General features: G+C 42.0%; 16 protein-coding genes. 14 read left to right on the top strand and 2 right to left on the bottom strand.

The window, feature by feature from the left end; all coding sequences use genetic code 11:
* Positions 1–69 precede the first annotated feature (69 nt).
* Positions 70–1068 carry a superoxide dismutase gene (locus tag IPM48_08485; GenBank protein ID MBK9271623.1) on the bottom strand — a complete coding sequence of 333 codons (999 nt, stop codon included), beginning with the start codon at positions 1066–1068 and terminating at the stop codon, positions 70–72.
* Between the two features lie 466 nt (positions 1069–1534).
* Here IPM48_08485 and IPM48_08490 point away from each other — a divergent pair, with 466 nt between their 5' ends.
* The 7 genes from IPM48_08490 to IPM48_08520 all read left to right on the top strand — a co-directional run bounded on the left by IPM48_08490 (position 1535) and on the right by IPM48_08520 (position 10339).
* Complete coding sequence (locus tag IPM48_08490; GenBank protein ID MBK9271624.1) at positions 1535–5509, top strand: HYR domain-containing protein; 3975 nt, start codon at positions 1535–1537, stop codon at positions 5507–5509.
* Positions 5510–5621: 112 nt separating this feature from the next.
* The gene (locus tag IPM48_08495) at positions 5622–6011 is read left to right on the top strand and encodes a DUF3127 domain-containing protein (protein ID MBK9271625.1); all 390 of its coding nucleotides are present in this window, start codon (positions 5622–5624) and stop codon (positions 6009–6011) included.
* A 46-nt stretch (positions 6012–6057) separates the two neighbouring features.
* On the top strand, positions 6058–6555 hold the full coding sequence (locus tag IPM48_08500; protein ID MBK9271626.1) for a hypothetical protein: 498 nt from the start codon (positions 6058–6060) through the stop codon (positions 6553–6555).
* A gap of 281 nt (positions 6556–6836) precedes the next feature.
* Complete coding sequence (locus IPM48_08505) at positions 6837–7739, top strand: hypothetical protein (GenBank protein MBK9271627.1); 903 nt, start codon at positions 6837–6839, stop codon at positions 7737–7739.
* A gap of 715 nt (positions 7740–8454) precedes the next feature.
* Positions 8455–9657, top strand: a complete 1203-nt coding sequence (ltrA, locus tag IPM48_08510) for a group II intron reverse transcriptase/maturase (GenBank protein MBK9271628.1) — start codon at positions 8455–8457, stop codon at positions 9655–9657.
* Positions 9658–9819: 162 nt separating this feature from the next.
* On the top strand, positions 9820–10041 hold the full coding sequence (locus IPM48_08515; protein ID MBK9271629.1) for a hypothetical protein: 222 nt from the start codon (positions 9820–9822) through the stop codon (positions 10039–10041).
* On the top strand, positions 10034–10339 hold the full coding sequence (locus tag IPM48_08520) for a type II toxin-antitoxin system RelE/ParE family toxin (protein ID MBK9271630.1): 306 nt from the start codon (positions 10034–10036) through the stop codon (positions 10337–10339). The genes IPM48_08515 and IPM48_08520 overlap by 8 nt, the downstream gene beginning before the upstream one ends.
* 84 nt (positions 10340–10423) lie before the next feature.
* Here IPM48_08520 and IPM48_08525 read toward each other — a convergent pair whose 3' ends face one another.
* A complete protein-coding gene (locus tag IPM48_08525; protein MBK9271631.1) occupies positions 10424–10609 on the bottom strand; it encodes a hypothetical protein in 186 nt (61 codons plus the stop codon).
* A gap of 59 nt (positions 10610–10668) precedes the next feature.
* Here IPM48_08525 and IPM48_08530 point away from each other — a divergent pair, with 59 nt between their 5' ends.
* From IPM48_08530 to IPM48_08560, 7 genes are all read left to right on the top strand, one after another.
* A complete protein-coding gene (locus tag IPM48_08530) occupies positions 10669–10857 on the top strand; it encodes a type II toxin-antitoxin system HicA family toxin (GenBank protein ID MBK9271632.1) in 189 nt (62 codons plus the stop codon).
* A 1-nt stretch (position 10858) separates the two neighbouring features.
* Positions 10859–11257, top strand: a complete 399-nt coding sequence (locus IPM48_08535) for a type II toxin-antitoxin system HicB family antitoxin (GenBank protein MBK9271633.1) — start codon at positions 10859–10861, stop codon at positions 11255–11257.
* Positions 11258–11549: 292 nt separating this feature from the next.
* Positions 11550–12107: a hypothetical protein gene (locus tag IPM48_08540; GenBank protein MBK9271634.1), complete on the top strand. Its 558-nt coding sequence runs from the start codon at positions 11550–11552 to the stop codon at positions 12105–12107.
* Positions 12108–12279: 172 nt separating this feature from the next.
* Positions 12280–12900, top strand: coding sequence for a class I SAM-dependent methyltransferase (locus IPM48_08545; GenBank protein MBK9271635.1), 621 nt, complete (start codon positions 12280–12282; stop codon positions 12898–12900).
* A 188-nt stretch (positions 12901–13088) separates the two neighbouring features.
* Entirely contained in the window at positions 13089–13967 is an 879-nt protein-coding gene (locus IPM48_08550; protein ID MBK9271636.1) for a restriction endonuclease, read from the top strand.
* Between the two features lie 390 nt (positions 13968–14357).
* Positions 14358–14915: a sigma-70 family RNA polymerase sigma factor gene (locus IPM48_08555; GenBank protein MBK9271637.1), complete on the top strand. Its 558-nt coding sequence runs from the start codon at positions 14358–14360 to the stop codon at positions 14913–14915.
* Positions 14912–16321: a hypothetical protein gene (locus IPM48_08560; protein ID MBK9271638.1), complete on the top strand. Its 1410-nt coding sequence runs from the start codon at positions 14912–14914 to the stop codon at positions 16319–16321. Before IPM48_08555 ends, IPM48_08560 begins: the two co-directional genes overlap by 4 nt.
* Positions 16322–16344 lie beyond the last annotated feature (23 nt).

Consider the following 16344-nt stretch of genomic DNA (forward strand, 5'->3'; position numbering starts at 1 on the left):
GATGACAATTACCAACAGCGATTTTATAAATTCCGATGACGGCTTTGGGATATCTTATGTTTCAACCAATCAATGATTGCATTCCTCTACGATGGTATGGAACGTATCGTGCAATTTGGAAAGCGATTGAGTGATTGCTTTATCCGATGCTTTACTTTTTATCAGTTTGTCCAAATCTTTGGACCCATCGACCAATTTTTTGATGGCGTTCTGGACGCCTTTGTTGTTAAACTGGTTGGGGATTTTGGATTTGCTGAGAGCCATTGCATTTTGGAGTAATTCGCCGCTGCGGCTGCGCACAGGGGCCAGATTTCCTTCTTCGCTGGGATGGAAGGTTTCAGACATTGATTTGTGAAACGCTTTGATCTCAGGCCAGTCGTCAAATTTGCCTTTTTTCTTTGGGATGATCTCGTGGTACCTTCTGGTGACTTCATCCCAGTTGACAACATTCCAAATTGCATTCAAATAATCCCCTCTTTTGTTTTGATATTTTAAATAATAAGCGTGTTCCCAAACGTCGATTCCCAAAATCGGAATACCCTTTTCAACCACCACATCCATCAGAGGGTTATCCTGATTGGCTGTGGATGAAACCAATAGTTTTCCATCCGGACCCACTGAAAGCCAGGACCAGCCTGAGCCAAAGCGAGTGGAGGCTGCTTTGTTTAACAAACTTTTGAGGCTGTCCAAACTGGTATATTGCGCATGGATTGCATCCAACAGGTCTTTACCGGGCCTGGTATTTTTAACGGGAGTGAGTACCGTCCAAAATAAGCTGTGGTTGTAATGCCCACCTCCATTGTTGCGCACGGCTGCAGAATATTTAGAAACATTGCCCAAAATTTCGTTGATCGGCATGGCATGGGCATCCGTTGTTTGGAGGGCTTGATTTAAATTGTTGATGTAAGCCTGATGATGTTTGGTGTGATGGATCCACATGGTAGTGGAATCAATGAATGGTTCCAAAGCAGAATATGGGTAATTCAAAGGTGGTAAGGTGTAGGGAGCTTGTGCTTGCAACAAGAATCCAAGGCCCAATGACAGCAAAAACGATACGTATTTCTTCATGATGATAATTCTAATTTTTTTGCCATTGATCAACACATAAAGAGAATAAAAGGATCAGCCGGCGGATAGAAATCTGCCCATGTCTTGTCCGGAGCAGGCAAGTGTGGAAGGTTTGCGCGAATGGTTTTTGGCAAGATACAGATGTGATTTTGATTAAATTAAATATTAATAAATGTATAAAATATTTAAAATCAATATATAAAGTATATAAAAAATAAATATAAGAAAAAATTTTATTTATAATTTGGAATTTTGAATCATTCCTTTTTACCTTTGCCCCATATTCTTCCAACCAGTAGAATGGGCAGCGTCAGCTGCTGTTGAAATTCTTCATCATAATAGGATCATACCAAAGAAATTTCGTGGAAGCAGTTTGAAGCCTGCAACCCGGAGATAACTGTAAATTGATTTTTTGATTGGAGGGCCCATCCAGGTCTAAAGATCCAAACCTTTTAACCTTAAGCGTATGAAACCGACAATGTGTCATTGGCTCGGAGTAAGAAAACTATGCCCCCCGGGGCCGGTCTCAAAAATTTTTAATTTTAAAGATGGTATTGGGCAATCTGTCCATGCATGTCGGTTGGGATGGAGCGGTCTTTCTGTTGCTCTCTGCTTACTGGTAGTCATGCTTGCATTTCCTGCCGATGGATTTAGCCAGTGCGCCATGGCATGCAGAAGCAAGGGCAACATATCATTAGGGCCTTATTGTGAAGCAGAAATTTTGCCTTCCATGCTTTTGACCAAGGGGCTTACCTGCCCCGATGCCCGTTACAGGGCAGATGTCATGGACTACAACATGAATCTGATTCCCACCAGTCCCATTGTAACCGAGGACTGGATTGGAAAAACAGTGACCGTCAGGGTATTTGATTCTACTTCCAAAAATTCCTGTTGGGGAACATTATTTGTTGAAGATAAGTTTGCTCCGGTCATTGAATGCAAAACAGATACCATGTATTGCAATGACATCCGGTATAAGTTGCCTCCGGTATTTTACGATTACTGCGATCCTTATGCCCAGATCAAGCTGGTGGATGAAATATCATATCCTTATCACTGCGATACTTTTTTTGTGAAGATGGTGGTCAAGGGATGGACGGCAGTGGATAAATACAATAATTATTCCCGGGTATGCTATGACACTACTTATTTAAGAAGGGTTCCTGTCGATTTGATAGATTATCCCAAAAATTTTACAAAAGCCGATGCATGTCATATTGAATGCGGAAGCGAATATGAAAAAGATGCCAACGGACATCCCCATCCCAATGTGACGGATGTGCCCAGGATTGAAGGCATTCCATTGTGGCCTGATTACAGTGCTTTGTGCAATGTATCCACCAATTATGAAGATGCAGTATTGATCAACACCAGTTGTAAGAAAAAAATACTCCGGATGTGGAGAATTGTGGAATGGTGGTGTGGCACTGCGGTGGTAAAAACCCATCCCCAAACCATTGAAATTGCCGATACAGAAGCACCCCATTTTCATTGTCCTTATGATTTTGAAGCAAGCACAAATCTGGGATACAATTGTCTTTCCAGGGTGTACCTTCCCCCACTTCATATTGAAGACAATTGTCAGGACAGTTTCAGTGTGGATATTTTGTATCCGGGCGGTATTGTCCAAAACCAAAATGGAGGGTATATCGAACTTGAGGTGGGTGTCAATGTGGTGACTTATCGCGTGTATGATGCCTGCGGCAACTATGACACCTGCAATGTAATCGTGACTGTAACCGATCAAAATCCGCCAACGATGGTTTGTGATCAAGGCGTTACGGTGGCATTAACTAGGGATGATGAAGTTCACATCGATGCAGCTACTTTTGATGAAAATACCCATGATGATTGTCACCTGAAGGAACTGTTGGTGCGCAGAATGGATTTTGGAGAGCCTTGTGGAGAGAGAGACAGTGTTTTTAGGCCGTATGTCACTTTTTGTTGCGCGGACGCAGGAAACTCAGTGATGGTGGTACTCAGGGCGATTGATAAATCCGGCAACTACAATGATTGCATGGTGGAAGCCGACATTCAGGATAAAACGCCACCTGTCTTGCGCTGCCCGCACGATTACAGCATTTCCTGTGACATTCATTTTGATACTTTGGATTTATCCCGATTTGGCGGACCTTATTATGCGGACAATTGCATTGTCACCATGGAAGAGCGTGTCGATACTTTTCTTAATCAGTGTAAAATTGGCTATCTGGAAAGAATTTTTGTGATCACAGACAACATGGGTCGAAAAGATTCCTGTGCTCAGAGAATATGGGTGAGACCTACGGTTTATTTTGTGGAGGCCAACATTCATTGGCCCAGGGACACCACCATTTACGGATGCGGTCCGGAAATTAGTCCGGATTCTTTGCCGGATCCACATGGATATCCCCTCTTTGACCGGGTGGCCTGTTCACTGCCTGCTACTTTTTATGAAGACCATTTATTCAGGGTTATTCAAGATACAGCCGTTTGTTATAAAATATTGAGAAAATGGAAGGTGATCGATTGGTGTCAGCGGTACATTGACTCCTTGGGCAACGAACATATTCCCAGCTGGGAGCATGTCCAAATCATCAAAGTAAACAACAAGCTTCCACCTAAATGGAGGAATGATTGTGAAACCCAAATGTTTTGTTTGAGTGGAAACGATTGTCTCAAGACCAGGGTGCAATTGACCCATAGCGCGACCGACGACTGCACACCGGACGATGATCTGGTAAGCGGTTACAAGTTGGACTTGTACAACAATGGATTGATCGATAGTTCCTATCAGCAATTTGGAGCAGTCATTCATTGGGACGGAGATCTTCCGGTTGGCGAACACCGGTTTGTTTGGTTTTTTGAAGATCAATGCGGCAACAAAGAAGTTTGCGATCAACTGATCAGGGTGGTCAATTGCAAGGGGCCGACTGCTTACTGTTTGACAGGGATCACCGTGAATCTAAGCTCCATGGACCTGGATGGCGATGGCATTCCTGAAGGAGTGGTGGATGTATGGGCTTCCGATGTGGATCATGGAAGTTATCAGTTTTGCGGCAATCCTGTGACCTTGTCCTTTTCGAGAGACAGTTCGGACCGATACAGGAGATATACCTGTGACAGTCTCGGACAAAGAAGGGTTGAACTTTGGGTGACAGACCGATACACGGGATTGCAGGATCTCTGTGTTTCTTCGGTTGTGATTCAGGACAACAACCGCTATTGTCCCAGGCGTCTGACAGGCAATATTGCCGGATTGATTCGCGATCCCCTGGGTCAGAGTTTATCCAATGTCAGGGTGGTGGTCGAAAACGCACAAACCAGTATTGAAGCTGAGTTTGACGGAAGCTATGTATTTCCGGATCTCTTGTTGGGGCAGAGTTACAAGGTGAGTGCATACAATGAAAGGGATTATGCGGAAGGAATTACTACCCTGGACATCATTCAAATCCAAAAACACATACTTGGGCAAAAAGAATTTGACAATCCCTGGCAGTTGTTGGCGGCAGACGTGAATGGTGACCATCGAATAACCACGGCCGATATTTCAGCCATCCGAAAATTAATTCTTGGTACAGAATATCGTTTTAAAGGAGTTTCCTCCTGGAAATTTGCGCAATCCACCTACCAGTTTTCTGATCCCTCCGATCCCTGGTATGAAGTCATTCCTCCTGACTATTTCATCAATGCAATGTCCGGAGACATGAACTATCTGGATTTTTCAGGGATTAAAATGGGAGACGTCAGTCAAACCAGTTGGAACGGAATGAGTAGATTGAAAGAAAGGTCTGGTGATTTTCTGGATCTGATATGCGGCCAGACCATTCAACATACCGGTATTCCAATATTGAGCGGAATGGTTGCTGATCTGGATGGAATGCAGCTTACTTTGCATTTTGATCCTTCCCAAAATCAATTGGTGGGCATAGAGTCCGGTGCATTTAATGTGAATGGTGCAAACATTAATTTCAATTATTTATCGGATGGAATTGTACTGTTGTCCCTTCACGAGCATGCTACTTTGCATTTGGATGCCGGCACCGAGTTGTTCCGACTGATTTTTGCAAAACCGGTCGATGGCGATTTCAGGAGCAGTATTTTTACGGGATCTGATGTCATCCAGTCAGAAGCATACTGGGCAGATGGAACGGTCAGAGCGTTGAGATGGGAACATCCTGTTCCAAATCTGGAAGAAGAGATCGTGTTTGGGCTGCCAAGGCCCAATCCATTTGCAGAGATGACGGTGTTACCCATGGATGTGCGCAGTGTCACAGAATACCAATATCGTTTGTACGATATCAACGGAGTTGAAATATTTTCCCAGACTGATCAAGCTTCGGTGGGAAGAAACTACATTAAGATCAGAAAGTCTCAGATTCCCAGACCCGGAGTTTATGTGCTCAAGGTTGAGAGCAAAGGGATTTCTAAGAGCTTTAAATTGGTCGTGATGGAACAATAGAAGGCTTCAAGGTTAATTTCAATTTTTACAGGGCCCCCGGATCTTTGGTTCGGGGGTTTTTTATGTGATTTGGAATGCTTACCTTTGCTATTTAATCAATCTACCATAACTCATGAGCTTTAATATTTCCGGGAAATTGCACAAAGTATTTCCAGCAGAAACCAAGACCGCTACCTTTCAAACCCGTGAATTTGTGATAGTCACGGAGGAACAATATCCACAATACATCAAATTTCAGTTGGTTCAGGATCGCTGTGCGGTCATCGACCAATTTAGTCCCGGCCAGGTAATCAATGTGTTTTTTGACCTTCGCGGACGCGAATGGCAGGAAAAATACTTCACCAATCTTCAGGCCTGGAAGGTGGAAGCCGGTCCAGGTACCGGTGCAGGCAACACGACTACGACCGCAGCAGCAGCCGGCGGCAGTTTGGTGGAAAGCAATAAGGCAGATGATCCATTCGGAGGTGCTGCAGCCGATAACTTTGATGATCTTCCGTTTTAATTTTAGAAAGATTCAATTTTTTTTCATCCCCTTGCTCTTTTGGTGGATGGGGGTACTTGCTGCGCAAGACGTCTATTTTGCCAGGACGGTCTATCTCGATGATTTTACAGAATGGAGTCTGCACGATAGTCTGAATGAGCCCATCGGGGAATTGAGATCCAGAAGATTGCCCAATGACCGCCTGGATGGATGGGATCTCCGGATCGGAGACCGCACTGCCTTCATCCGCAGGTCCGGATTTGGCACCCAGGTACAATGGTTGGCCACCATAGGATCTGAATCTTATACACTTTCTCAAACCTGGGCAGGAGTATCGGACTCCTGGAGAATCACCAACAACCGAAGCTCCTACACCTTACAAATGCGGGTGGAAAATGAGGGTCTGGACTGGAGGCTGTTGGATGGGGCCAATCAGACATTGCTTTCTATGTACAATGAGTTTGTGCACGATCTGAGGGATTGGGTGCTTGAATACGACGAAACGAAAGTACATCAGGATTGGGTCTGGGTGAGTTTGTTTTTGGTGGTGCGGAATGTCCAATGAATGGACTGATTCTATTGCTTGCTTTGCCGGTGAACCTGTCCTATCTTTTGAGAACGCATGGCTCTTTGGGTATATCAGTAGCAGCATCAAAGAGATCTATACTTATAACTCAAGAGGAGACTTCAAAATTTTATTGCAGCTTTTGAGCCATTATAACACACATAAAACCAGTATGTATGTAAATAATGCGATACTTTATTGCACTTATCCACCCCAAAAAGGCAGATAAGCGCTATTTTGTAGTGTGTATAAGTAAGTTAGTGGTCATTTATAAGAACAGAATGGAAAAGCCAGACTTCGTAGTAAATACAGAAAATATTTATAAATCCTTTGAAGACTCTATTAATAGCCTACGGAAAGTTGGCAAACTTCCTAATGGACATCTTGACCTAAATGAAATTGCAATAAGCGCATATGTTAAATGTTACGACTTTATGCTTTATATATGCAATTTAGATAAAGCTGAGAATGCATTCTTTCAAATACCTATTTTAAGAGGTTTATGTGAAGACTTAATCTCGATAACCTATCTGTTAAGCCTTTCTGAAAATGAAAGAAATTCAATTTTGCTTTGCGAACAGGTTAGAGAATTCAAATCGACCCTTAATGCTCAAGAAAAATATTTCAAAAAGTACAATCCAGCACAGATTGTCGTTCCAGAATCTGTTATACCAGAATTAAAGAAATATATTAAACATTATCATAGCAAGGGAATTAAAATTGTTGAACGTTACTTGCCTAGCGTTCAGAAAATGAGTTCTAAAGTTGGTTTAGAAGACTTGTATGACTATATATATTTTTCTACTTCTAAGACTGTTCATTTCGACATCGTAACTTTAATGTCAATGGGTTGGGGCGAAATAGATAACGATGAAAAAACAATATCACCAATTTTTTCTTATCAACACAACTACCATCAGTACTTTAAGTTTGTGTTTTTTTATACAAGCGTAATTTTTATTTATCAAACAATAAAGTTTGCAGAAATCGTTGATAAGTCTGAAGAAATACGTTCTAAGCTTGAAAAGCTAATTGAGGGCTACAAGATTATTGACTGGCCGACCATCCTTTCTTTTGAACAATTGAATATCCCAACTCCCGAGCCGAACGACAATATTTTTTACAGAGTTGTAGCGAAAATGTTTACTGAAGGTAAGATTGAATCTCACTCATCAGACAAATAAACGACCACTAACATGGGTTTTGCGTCAGGCGGGTTGACGTGCCAACTTGATGTTTAGTGCTATATTCAAATTTAGAATTAAATTAAAACTTTGTGCTCCGAAATCCGCCACTGCGCCAAGGTGTGCTGTGAATGTTTAACAAGAAAGTATGGGTTAAACAATGCTGTATAAAAGATGATGGTAGGTCCATCGGTGTCGGTTTTCAAGAACAGGCATCAAACCACTTCCCGATGCCTGGAGAGTAATCAAAAGGTGTTAAACGGTAGGAAGAAAAGGTTCCGTATAGATGGAATCAGGTATGTACTAAGGAGACAAACGAGAGTGAACCTGTGCTGAAGCTGTGAGAGAGTGGCTACATTTTGTCAAAAGCTTGTATTCTTGGCTACAAGTGAAAAGCTGCAACGGGAGCTTGAATATTGGTTGCAGGGCAAACGCGGTTGAGCAGGTGTGAACTTAGTATAGGCTTTTATACGGAACACAGGAAGTCCTTTTAAAATGCAAAGAGAACGGCACAAGTGGGCAATACCTACGAGGCTTATAGTATCGATGTTTAAAAGGATGACGGATGCTGTAGTAGTAGTGATGAAGTGTTTGTAATGAACATGGAGTGAAGTACAGCAGACATACAGTTTTAAATAAGTAAACAACTTAAGGAAAATTAAGGATGACAGATTTATTTGAGACAAAATCAAAACCGATTCCGATAACTAAGGAGATGGTTTGGCAGGCTTATCGCAAGGTCAGGAGTAACAAGGGGAGTGCGGGGGTAGATAATATATCGTTGAAGCAATTTGACGAGAACTTATCGAAAAACCTGTACAAAATATGGAACCGAATGGCCAGCGGAAGTTACTTAGCACAACCGGTAAAAGAGGTTATCATACCCAAGAGTAATGGTGGAAAGCGTCAATTGGGCATTCCGAGCATAGGCGACCGGATAGCCCAGGAAGTGGTAAAAGCCTATCTCGAACCCCGATTAGAGGCAGTTTTTCTTCCCCAATCGTATGGGTACAGACCCGGCAGAAATGCACACCAGGCATTAGAGGCAGTACGGAAAAATGTACGCAACTATGCCTGGGTAATCGACATGGACATAAAAAGCTTCTTTGACGAAGTAGATCATGATTTGCTGCTGAAAGCACTTGATAAACATGTGCACGAAAAGTGGGTAAAACTATACATCAAACGATGGTTAGAAACACCCGTACAAACTCATGAAGGATTGGTACACAAGCAAGGCAAAGGCACACCGCAAGGCGGAGTCATCAGTCCTTTGTTAGCCAATTTGTTTTTACACTACGTGTTAGACAAGTGGTTAGAGAAAACCTTTCCAGCGATAAAATTTGTGCGTTATGCCGATGATGTGGTGGTACATTGCATGAGCGAACAACAAAGTCATTATGTGCTGGAGGGTATCAGGCGCAGACTAAAAACATGCAAACTGCAACTGAGCGAGGAGAAAACCAAAATTACCTATTGCATGGATTACCGAAGGCCCAGGCGAAGGGATTATGCTGTGAAATTTGATTTTTTGGGGCATACCTATAAGCCAATGTCAAAGAAAAGCAAAAGAGATTCTGGTGTATTCTTAGGCTACGATTGCTGCATGAGCATGAAGTCGCGCAAGCGCATCATCCACACATGGAAACAAATGAACTTTCAAAGAGAAAGTACATGGACACTCCAAGACTTAGCCCAGTTACTCAACACTCAAACACGAGGATTGATGAATTATTTTGGCAAAATGGAAACGCGCTCGTTGGTAAAAGTATTTATATATTTGGACTACAGGATTGCAAAGTGGGTAAAGAATAAGTTTAAGAAATTGCGAAGCTACCAAAAAGCATTTGATTGGTTAAGAGAAGTCCGCTTAAATTATCCAACACTATTTGCTCATTGGTCAATAAGCAAGTTCTGAGATTGTATGTCAAGAGCCGTGTGAGTCGAGAGGTTCACGCACGGTTCTGTGAGAGGCTTAAGGTGAAATTCCATTGGCCTACTTGACCGCCAAAACGTTACGAGCAAGCCAAGAAATTTGAATTATTTACAAATTTTGTAAATTAGCAGAAAGAAACAGAATATGATTTCAGTTAAAGATAAGATAATCAAAGGAATACAAGGCATAGATAATGATGAATTACTTCAAGAAGTCTATACTTTATTTCAGGATATAAAAGAAACCAAAAATATAATTATCTTAAATCCTGATCAAAAATTATTGATTGAGGAAGCTCGAGATGATTACAAAAACAATCGATTTTATACTACGGAAGAAACATTTATGGACCTAATTGATGACTAAGCCAATAGTTTGGTCACATAAAGCAAAGAATGACCTAAAACGTATTAAGAAATTTTATGACACCAGGAATCAATCAACTTCCTATAGTAAGAAGTTACTAAAAACATTTAGAGATTCAGTTAAATTAATAGAGAAATTTCCCTTGTTATCTTTCCCTACAGAATATAAGAATGTTAGAGGATTTGTAATTCTTGAGTATATAATATTTTATGAAATAATGAAAGAGCACATAATAATATTAATTGTATGGGATTGTAGACGAGATCCTGAGCAATTGAAAAAAATAATGGATGGTTAAATGGCCAGCTTGTAACATCATACTTGCGATCATGCCGCTTAAAGATAAATGTTTCACTTTTGGATAAAAAGTGAAAGCAAGTTTTTACTTTTGGTTTCCAGTGATTGAGGCACGTCGCAAGTACTTGACCGTTCGAGGAAATGCCTTCGGCATTCCCCCGAACGGAGCACTGACTTTGTGCCATCGGAGATAGATGCTTTCGGCACTATCCCCGAACAATGGCTTTAAGCCATTGTAACGGCCCAAAGCCAGTGCTCCGTTATACCTCATATTCAATGAAAAATTTAATTAGTATTGTAAAATAGTAGCACATATGCTACATTTGTGTTGTGAAAGCCCTTGAACTTGAAAAACTGATTAAATCAATGGGCTGGTATTATATAAGGCAGACTGGAAGTCATAAAATATACAAACATGAATCCATTCAGGGAGTTATTGTAATACCGTTTCATGGGTCTAAAGATTTACCAAAAGGTACAGAAATTAGTATTTTAAAAAAAGCTGGAATAAAAAAGTAATATGAAACAATTAACAGCGGTAATTGAAAGAAATAAGGATGCATTTTTTGCATATATAAAGGAGGTAGATGGGTGCGTTGCAGGAGGCAAAACATATCAACAAGTCAAACTTAACTTGGAAAAAATGCTCAAAATAGCGGAAAAGGAAGATTCAGAACTTAAAAGGGCATTAAGCAAAGGTTATAAACTAAAATTTGAAGTTGATTTAGAATCTGTGTTTGATTTAATTCCTGAAGTAAACATTAGCCAATTGGCGAAAACGGCAAACCTCAACCCTGGCTTACTGAGACAATATGTTTCTGGTTCAAAGAAAGCATCAGAAGCACAAACTGAAAAAGTTATGAAAGCAATAAAAGATGTGAGTGTAAAATTAAACTCTATTACCCTGAGTGTCGGGTAGATGAATACGAGGCACAACATTGTATTGCCTCCATGCCATTCAATCATAAGTCTTTCAAGTTTGGTAGAAAAAATCTTAATTTAGCTACTGTTTGACAGCAGGAAATTGGCACGGCGGCAATACTGGCACGTTCGAGGAAATTCCTTCGGCATTCCTTTTAACGGAGCACTGACTTTGTGCCATCGGTGATAGATGCCTTCGGCAAATCCCCGAACAATGGCTTTAAGCCATTGTAACGGCCCAAAGCCAGTGCTCCGTTGTAGGGCATTTCATAAGACAAAACATAAACAAAATGACAGCAATAAAAAAGACGATAGAGTTTAAAGTTTCAGAGCCGACTGACCTAAGAAAAATGACCATAGACTATTTCAAAAAATCAGGCTTTAAGCACTTAGACAATAACACAAGTGACAAGACAATAATATTTGAACGTGGCTCAATTGCTACAAATATGTGGACGTTTAACCCGCTGAAATGGAAATCTACAATAGACATTGAAATTAGCGGACAAGACATTAAGGCAAACTTCAATATAAATGCAGCAGGACAAACACCAACAGGTAATGACGAGTTGCTTTGGGAAACATTCATTGACAATTACCAAAAATATCTGCTTGATTCAAATTTTGACTTCCTGACCGAGAACTCAAAGACTCTAAGAGCAACAAAAAGTAAAAATTTAAAATATTTAGGTTGGGCCGTACTTGGGGGCCTGATTGGCGGAATTCCAGCAGGACTGATTGCATATTGGACTGGAATAAATACTATTGTATCAATAGGTGCGGCAGGCGGAGGAATTATACTTATGGCAAAGAAAATCAATGAAGACAGAAAGAAAAACGCCCTATAACACGGTTTTTCGTCATGCGAAGTGAAGTGCTTAAATTCAAGTGCAGTTTTTCAAATCAACTTTTGTGCTGGCTTGACTGTTTTCTGCCTTGAAATCCCGCACGAACCCCAGACCCAAAAACGTTAGGCGTATTGCTTCGACGACCGTTTAAACATAAAACGACAGTAAGAAAATGGAACATTTAAACAGAAAAGAACATTGGGAAAAGGTTTATGCGACCAAACAGCCCCATGAAGTAAGCTGGACTCAGGAATTACCAAAAACATCTTTAGACTTTATACACAGTTTTAATTTGCCCAAGACTGCAAGCATCATTGACATTGGAGGTGGCGACAGTAAACTGGTTGACTATCTTCTGGAGGAAGGTTTTCAAAACATTTCGGTGCTTGACATTTCAGCAAAAGCAATTGAAAGAGCCAAGCTGCGGCTTGGCGAAAAAGCAGCAAATGTAAATTGGATCGTAAGCGATGTTACAGAATTTCATCCGACAACAACTTACGACTGCTGGCACGACAGAGCAACTTTTCATTTTCTCACAAGCACGGACGAAATCAACACCTACTTGGCGACTGCAAGAAAAGCAGTAAAGGAGTTTATGGCAATCGGCACATTCAGCGACAAAGGACCAAAAAAATGCAGTATGCTTGATGTCCAACAATACACCGAAGAAGAATTGCAAAAGCAACTTCAGAACGGTTTTGAGAAATTGAAGTGCGTTACCGAAGACCACACAACACCTTTCAATACGGTACAGAATTTTTTGTTTTGTAGTTTCAAGCGTAGCGCAAACTGACACAACACATCTTCTGATTGAGAATATGGCGGCCTATCACAAGGGGTTTGCGATCGCGGGGGTTCCTTGCTTCGCAGACACATTTGTGCAAGGTGGAAGTTCAGTTCTCCGAATAGAGTTTAGTGTTAAAACACCCTGCCATCGCAAATCTTCGAAACATTAAATACCATTGTTAAAACAATCATTACATGAGTAAAGGAAAAGTAAGACAAGCAGAATTTACTAGATGGTTTGGACCATTGCTAAATGCACTTAGAGATCTTGGTGGCTCCGGGCGGCCTAAAGAAGTTACTGAAAGAATTGCAAGGAATCTTAATATTCCAGATAAAGTACTTGAAGAGACTTTAAAATCTGGTACTCCGCGATTTGCAAATCAAGTTGCGTGGGCTAGACAATATTTAGTATGGGAAGGGCTTTTGGAAGAAAACACCAGAGGAATCTGGACATTGTCAGATAAGGGGAGAAATACAATACTTTCTGATGAACAAGGAAGACAACTTTTTCTAAAATGGGTTGAAATTCATCAAAAAGCAAGAAAAGATAAAACCATAGTAGATTTAATTATTGAGCCGGACGAAAAAGATCCTGAAAATATTGAACACAGTTATACTCCAAGTCTATTAGAAGTACTTCAAAGTGTTTCACCTAAGGGTTTTGAGGACATTTGTAAACGACTTTTACGGGAGCACGGGTTTGAAAATGTTGAAGTAACAGGAGGTTCGCACGATGGGGGCATAGATGGTTATGGTACTTTAGAATTAAACCCATTTGTAACAATAAAAGTATTATTTCAATGTAAGCGATATAAGGGAACTGTATCACGAGCACAAGTTGGTGATTTTCGAAATGCAATGTTTGGAAGAGCAGAGAAAGGAATCATATTAACTACAGGATCTTTTTCAGAAGATGCCAAAAGAGAAGCATCAAGAGATGGAGCTCCACCAGTTGAGCTTATTGACGGACAAAAACTAGTCGAGCTTTTTGAAGACAAGCAACTGGGTGTTAAGCCTAAAACTATTTATGAAGTTGATTTGAAATTTTTTGAACCTTATATTGAGAGAAAATAATAAGATAACGGCATGTAAAATTGTAAATGCGGCCATGCCAACAGGTGAAATAAGTTTTCACTTTTTGCTTTCAATCAAAAAAACTTTTCTTACTTTTGGCTTGCAGAGAAGCGCGGCACGTAGCAAGCACATTGACGTTGTACAAGATTCCTATCTGTGGGCGACATTTTACACAAAGGAGACCTGACTTAGATATATTCTAAATGATGGAGTCCTTTACCGTGGTCGGTACATGCTCGCTTGCGGGAAAGCGACAATGATACTCCAATACGAAATGTCAAAAGGCGGGATGTGAACAGTCCATATCAAGCCCTATTTGTCTCTCAAAAATTTTTCAGGACATGGTGCAGCGTTTTCACACGCTGTATCGCACTACTACCTTAGCGGTCAATGATGCACGAATTTTCGAAAAATAGCAACGACCTCGACTTGGCCGCCGCCTGTTCACAGGGCGACCGACGGGCGCAGCGTATCTTATTCGAGCGGGTGAAAAACCCCATGTTCGGTATATGTATGCGCTTTGCCGAGAGCCGTGCCGCCGCTGAAGATTTGTTGCAGGTAGGCTTTATCCGCGTTTTCCGCGATATAGCGCGGTATCGCGGCGAAGGAAGTTTGGATGGTTGGGTGCGCCGTGTCTTCGTCCGAACAGCCATCGAGGACTACCACCGGCGGAAAAAACTGCCTCAGATCGTCGAACTGGACCAACTCGAAAACTTCTTTTTCGAGCCAGAATACTTCGACCCTGACGACCCAGATGCAGTCATCGCCCTCCTCCAAAAACTCCCTCCAGGCTTCCGCACTGTGCTGAACCTAGCGGTTTTGGAAGAGAAAAGCCACGAGGAAATCGCACACGAACTCGGCATCACGGCCTCGACCTCTCGCTCTCAACTGGCAAGGGCAAAGGCCTTTTTGAAAAAAATAGTTCAAAAAAAACTCGTTTTGATATGAAAAGCGACCAACAAAAACCAGCTACTGACTCAACCGAAAAATGGCTTGACCAGATTATCGGCGACTATTGTCCAGAAGCACCTGCAAATGCCTGGCAACGCCTCGAGCAGCACTTGCCGCAGCGCAAACGCCGCCGCCCATTGGCATTTTGGCTGTCCACTGGGGTTGTTGTCGTGGCTGCCGCTATTTCGATTGGTTGGTTTCTGAAGAATTCTGAAGCACTTGCCACACCGACCGGTTCGGTTGAAAAAGGACAGCTTATCGTGCAGGCTTCAGCCGGCGAATTATCTGAAAATTTAAAGAAAAAAAAGGCTGCGATTTTGATAGAAAAGCCGGAGGTGGCAACTAGTGCCCAGTTTTCAAAGAATCATTTTTCGAGCAAATACAGCCTTGAAGGAGGGCCCGTCTTAGCAAAATATTGGACGCACGAAACTCCTGTCAAGTCCACTTTTTTGAAAAACGAAGAGCACGAAGCAAGGGGTTTTTTAGAAAAGACAATTGCTGCTACGCATTCGTTCTTAGAAAAAACTGCGCCTACGAAAGACTTATACCTGCTCGAAAAATTGAGCGATAATACATTTCCGACTGTTCTTTTATCTGAAAACCCACGAAGCGAATTACAATTTCCAACTCCGCTCATCAAACCAATAAAGTACAAAGTCCCGCGTTACCGATTCGGATTCGAGGCAGCCCCTGTCTTTATCGCTCAAAAAAACAAGGGCAAGAGGTCCGGTAATCTCATCTTCCCGGAGGCGCACCCGCGTCCTGGTCACGGCTTTCAAGCGGGCGTTTCACTTTTCGTCGAGCCACTGAAAAAGTGGCGCGTCGGCATTATTATCCAACACTTGAGGCAGACCCACGAGGCGGCGCACTCAGCTACCCTAAGGCTCATGGACGGAGTTTGCCTCAACCCACATGACCCAGGCTTGAAAGAATATCAGTTTCATTATACCGTCGTCTCCGGCGACAAGCAAAGCGACCTCACCCTGCGGTTGCAACAAGAAGAAATCGGCTCGACAATGCCTGTCGATGAGCCGTTCACACTCGATATGAAGACTGCTTACCACTCAGCCTCTTGGCGCGTTCCATTCACCGTTGAGCGGAAATTCGGGGCGGGCAAATGGCACGGATTCGTGCGCGGTGGGGCTGTCGTGGATTTTTCAGAAAAAACCAAAATCAAGGTCACGCATTTCACAGAGGCCTGCCAAGATTTGTGTTTTCATAGCGGTCATTTGCCTACAATTAGTTCTTCTTCACCAAGTAAAACCGAATTGGGTTGGCTGGCGGGTGTTGGTTTCGAGCGGGAGGTTTCGCGCGGAACGGCGCTGCGCGTCGAGCCGTTCGTGGTCGGTCGAAAAGGCTTGATGCAGTGCGGTTTAAGTGTCGGTTTGTTGTTTTTAAATTAAAAAATTCATACATATTTAAAATT

Source organism: Saprospiraceae bacterium (genome assembly GCA_016715965.1).
Lineage (GTDB): Bacteria > Bacteroidota > Bacteroidia > Chitinophagales > Saprospiraceae > Vicinibacter.

Bases quoted from the DNA above. Each gene is read 5' to 3' on its own strand.
- IPM48_08485 (MBK9271623.1), bottom strand. From the start codon at position 1,068: ATGAAGAAATACGTATCGTTTTTGCTGTCATTGGGCCTTGGATTCTTG.
- IPM48_08490 (MBK9271624.1), top strand. From the start codon at position 1,535: ATGAAACCGACAATGTGTCATTGGCTCGGAGTAAGAAAACTATGCCCC.
- IPM48_08495 (MBK9271625.1), top strand. From the start codon at position 5,622: ATGAGCTTTAATATTTCCGGGAAATTGCACAAAGTATTTCCAGCAGAA.
- IPM48_08500 (MBK9271626.1), top strand. From the start codon at position 6,058: ATGGGGGTACTTGCTGCGCAAGACGTCTATTTTGCCAGGACGGTCTAT.
- IPM48_08505 (MBK9271627.1), top strand. From the start codon at position 6,837: ATGGAAAAGCCAGACTTCGTAGTAAATACAGAAAATATTTATAAATCC.
- ltrA (MBK9271628.1), top strand. From the start codon at position 8,455: ATGGTTTGGCAGGCTTATCGCAAGGTCAGGAGTAACAAGGGGAGTGCG.
- IPM48_08515 (MBK9271629.1), top strand. From the start codon at position 9,820: ATGATTTCAGTTAAAGATAAGATAATCAAAGGAATACAAGGCATAGAT.
- IPM48_08520 (MBK9271630.1), top strand. From the start codon at position 10,034: ATGACTAAGCCAATAGTTTGGTCACATAAAGCAAAGAATGACCTAAAA.
- IPM48_08525 (MBK9271631.1), bottom strand. From the start codon at position 10,609: ATGAGGTATAACGGAGCACTGGCTTTGGGCCGTTACAATGGCTTAAAG.
- IPM48_08535 (MBK9271633.1), top strand. From the start codon at position 10,859: ATGAAACAATTAACAGCGGTAATTGAAAGAAATAAGGATGCATTTTTT.
- IPM48_08540 (MBK9271634.1), top strand. From the start codon at position 11,550: ATGACAGCAATAAAAAAGACGATAGAGTTTAAAGTTTCAGAGCCGACT.
- IPM48_08545 (MBK9271635.1), top strand. From the start codon at position 12,280: ATGGAACATTTAAACAGAAAAGAACATTGGGAAAAGGTTTATGCGACC.
- IPM48_08550 (MBK9271636.1), top strand. From the start codon at position 13,089: ATGAGTAAAGGAAAAGTAAGACAAGCAGAATTTACTAGATGGTTTGGA.
- IPM48_08555 (MBK9271637.1), top strand. From the start codon at position 14,358: ATGATGCACGAATTTTCGAAAAATAGCAACGACCTCGACTTGGCCGCC.
- IPM48_08560 (MBK9271638.1), top strand. From the start codon at position 14,912: ATGAAAAGCGACCAACAAAAACCAGCTACTGACTCAACCGAAAAATGG.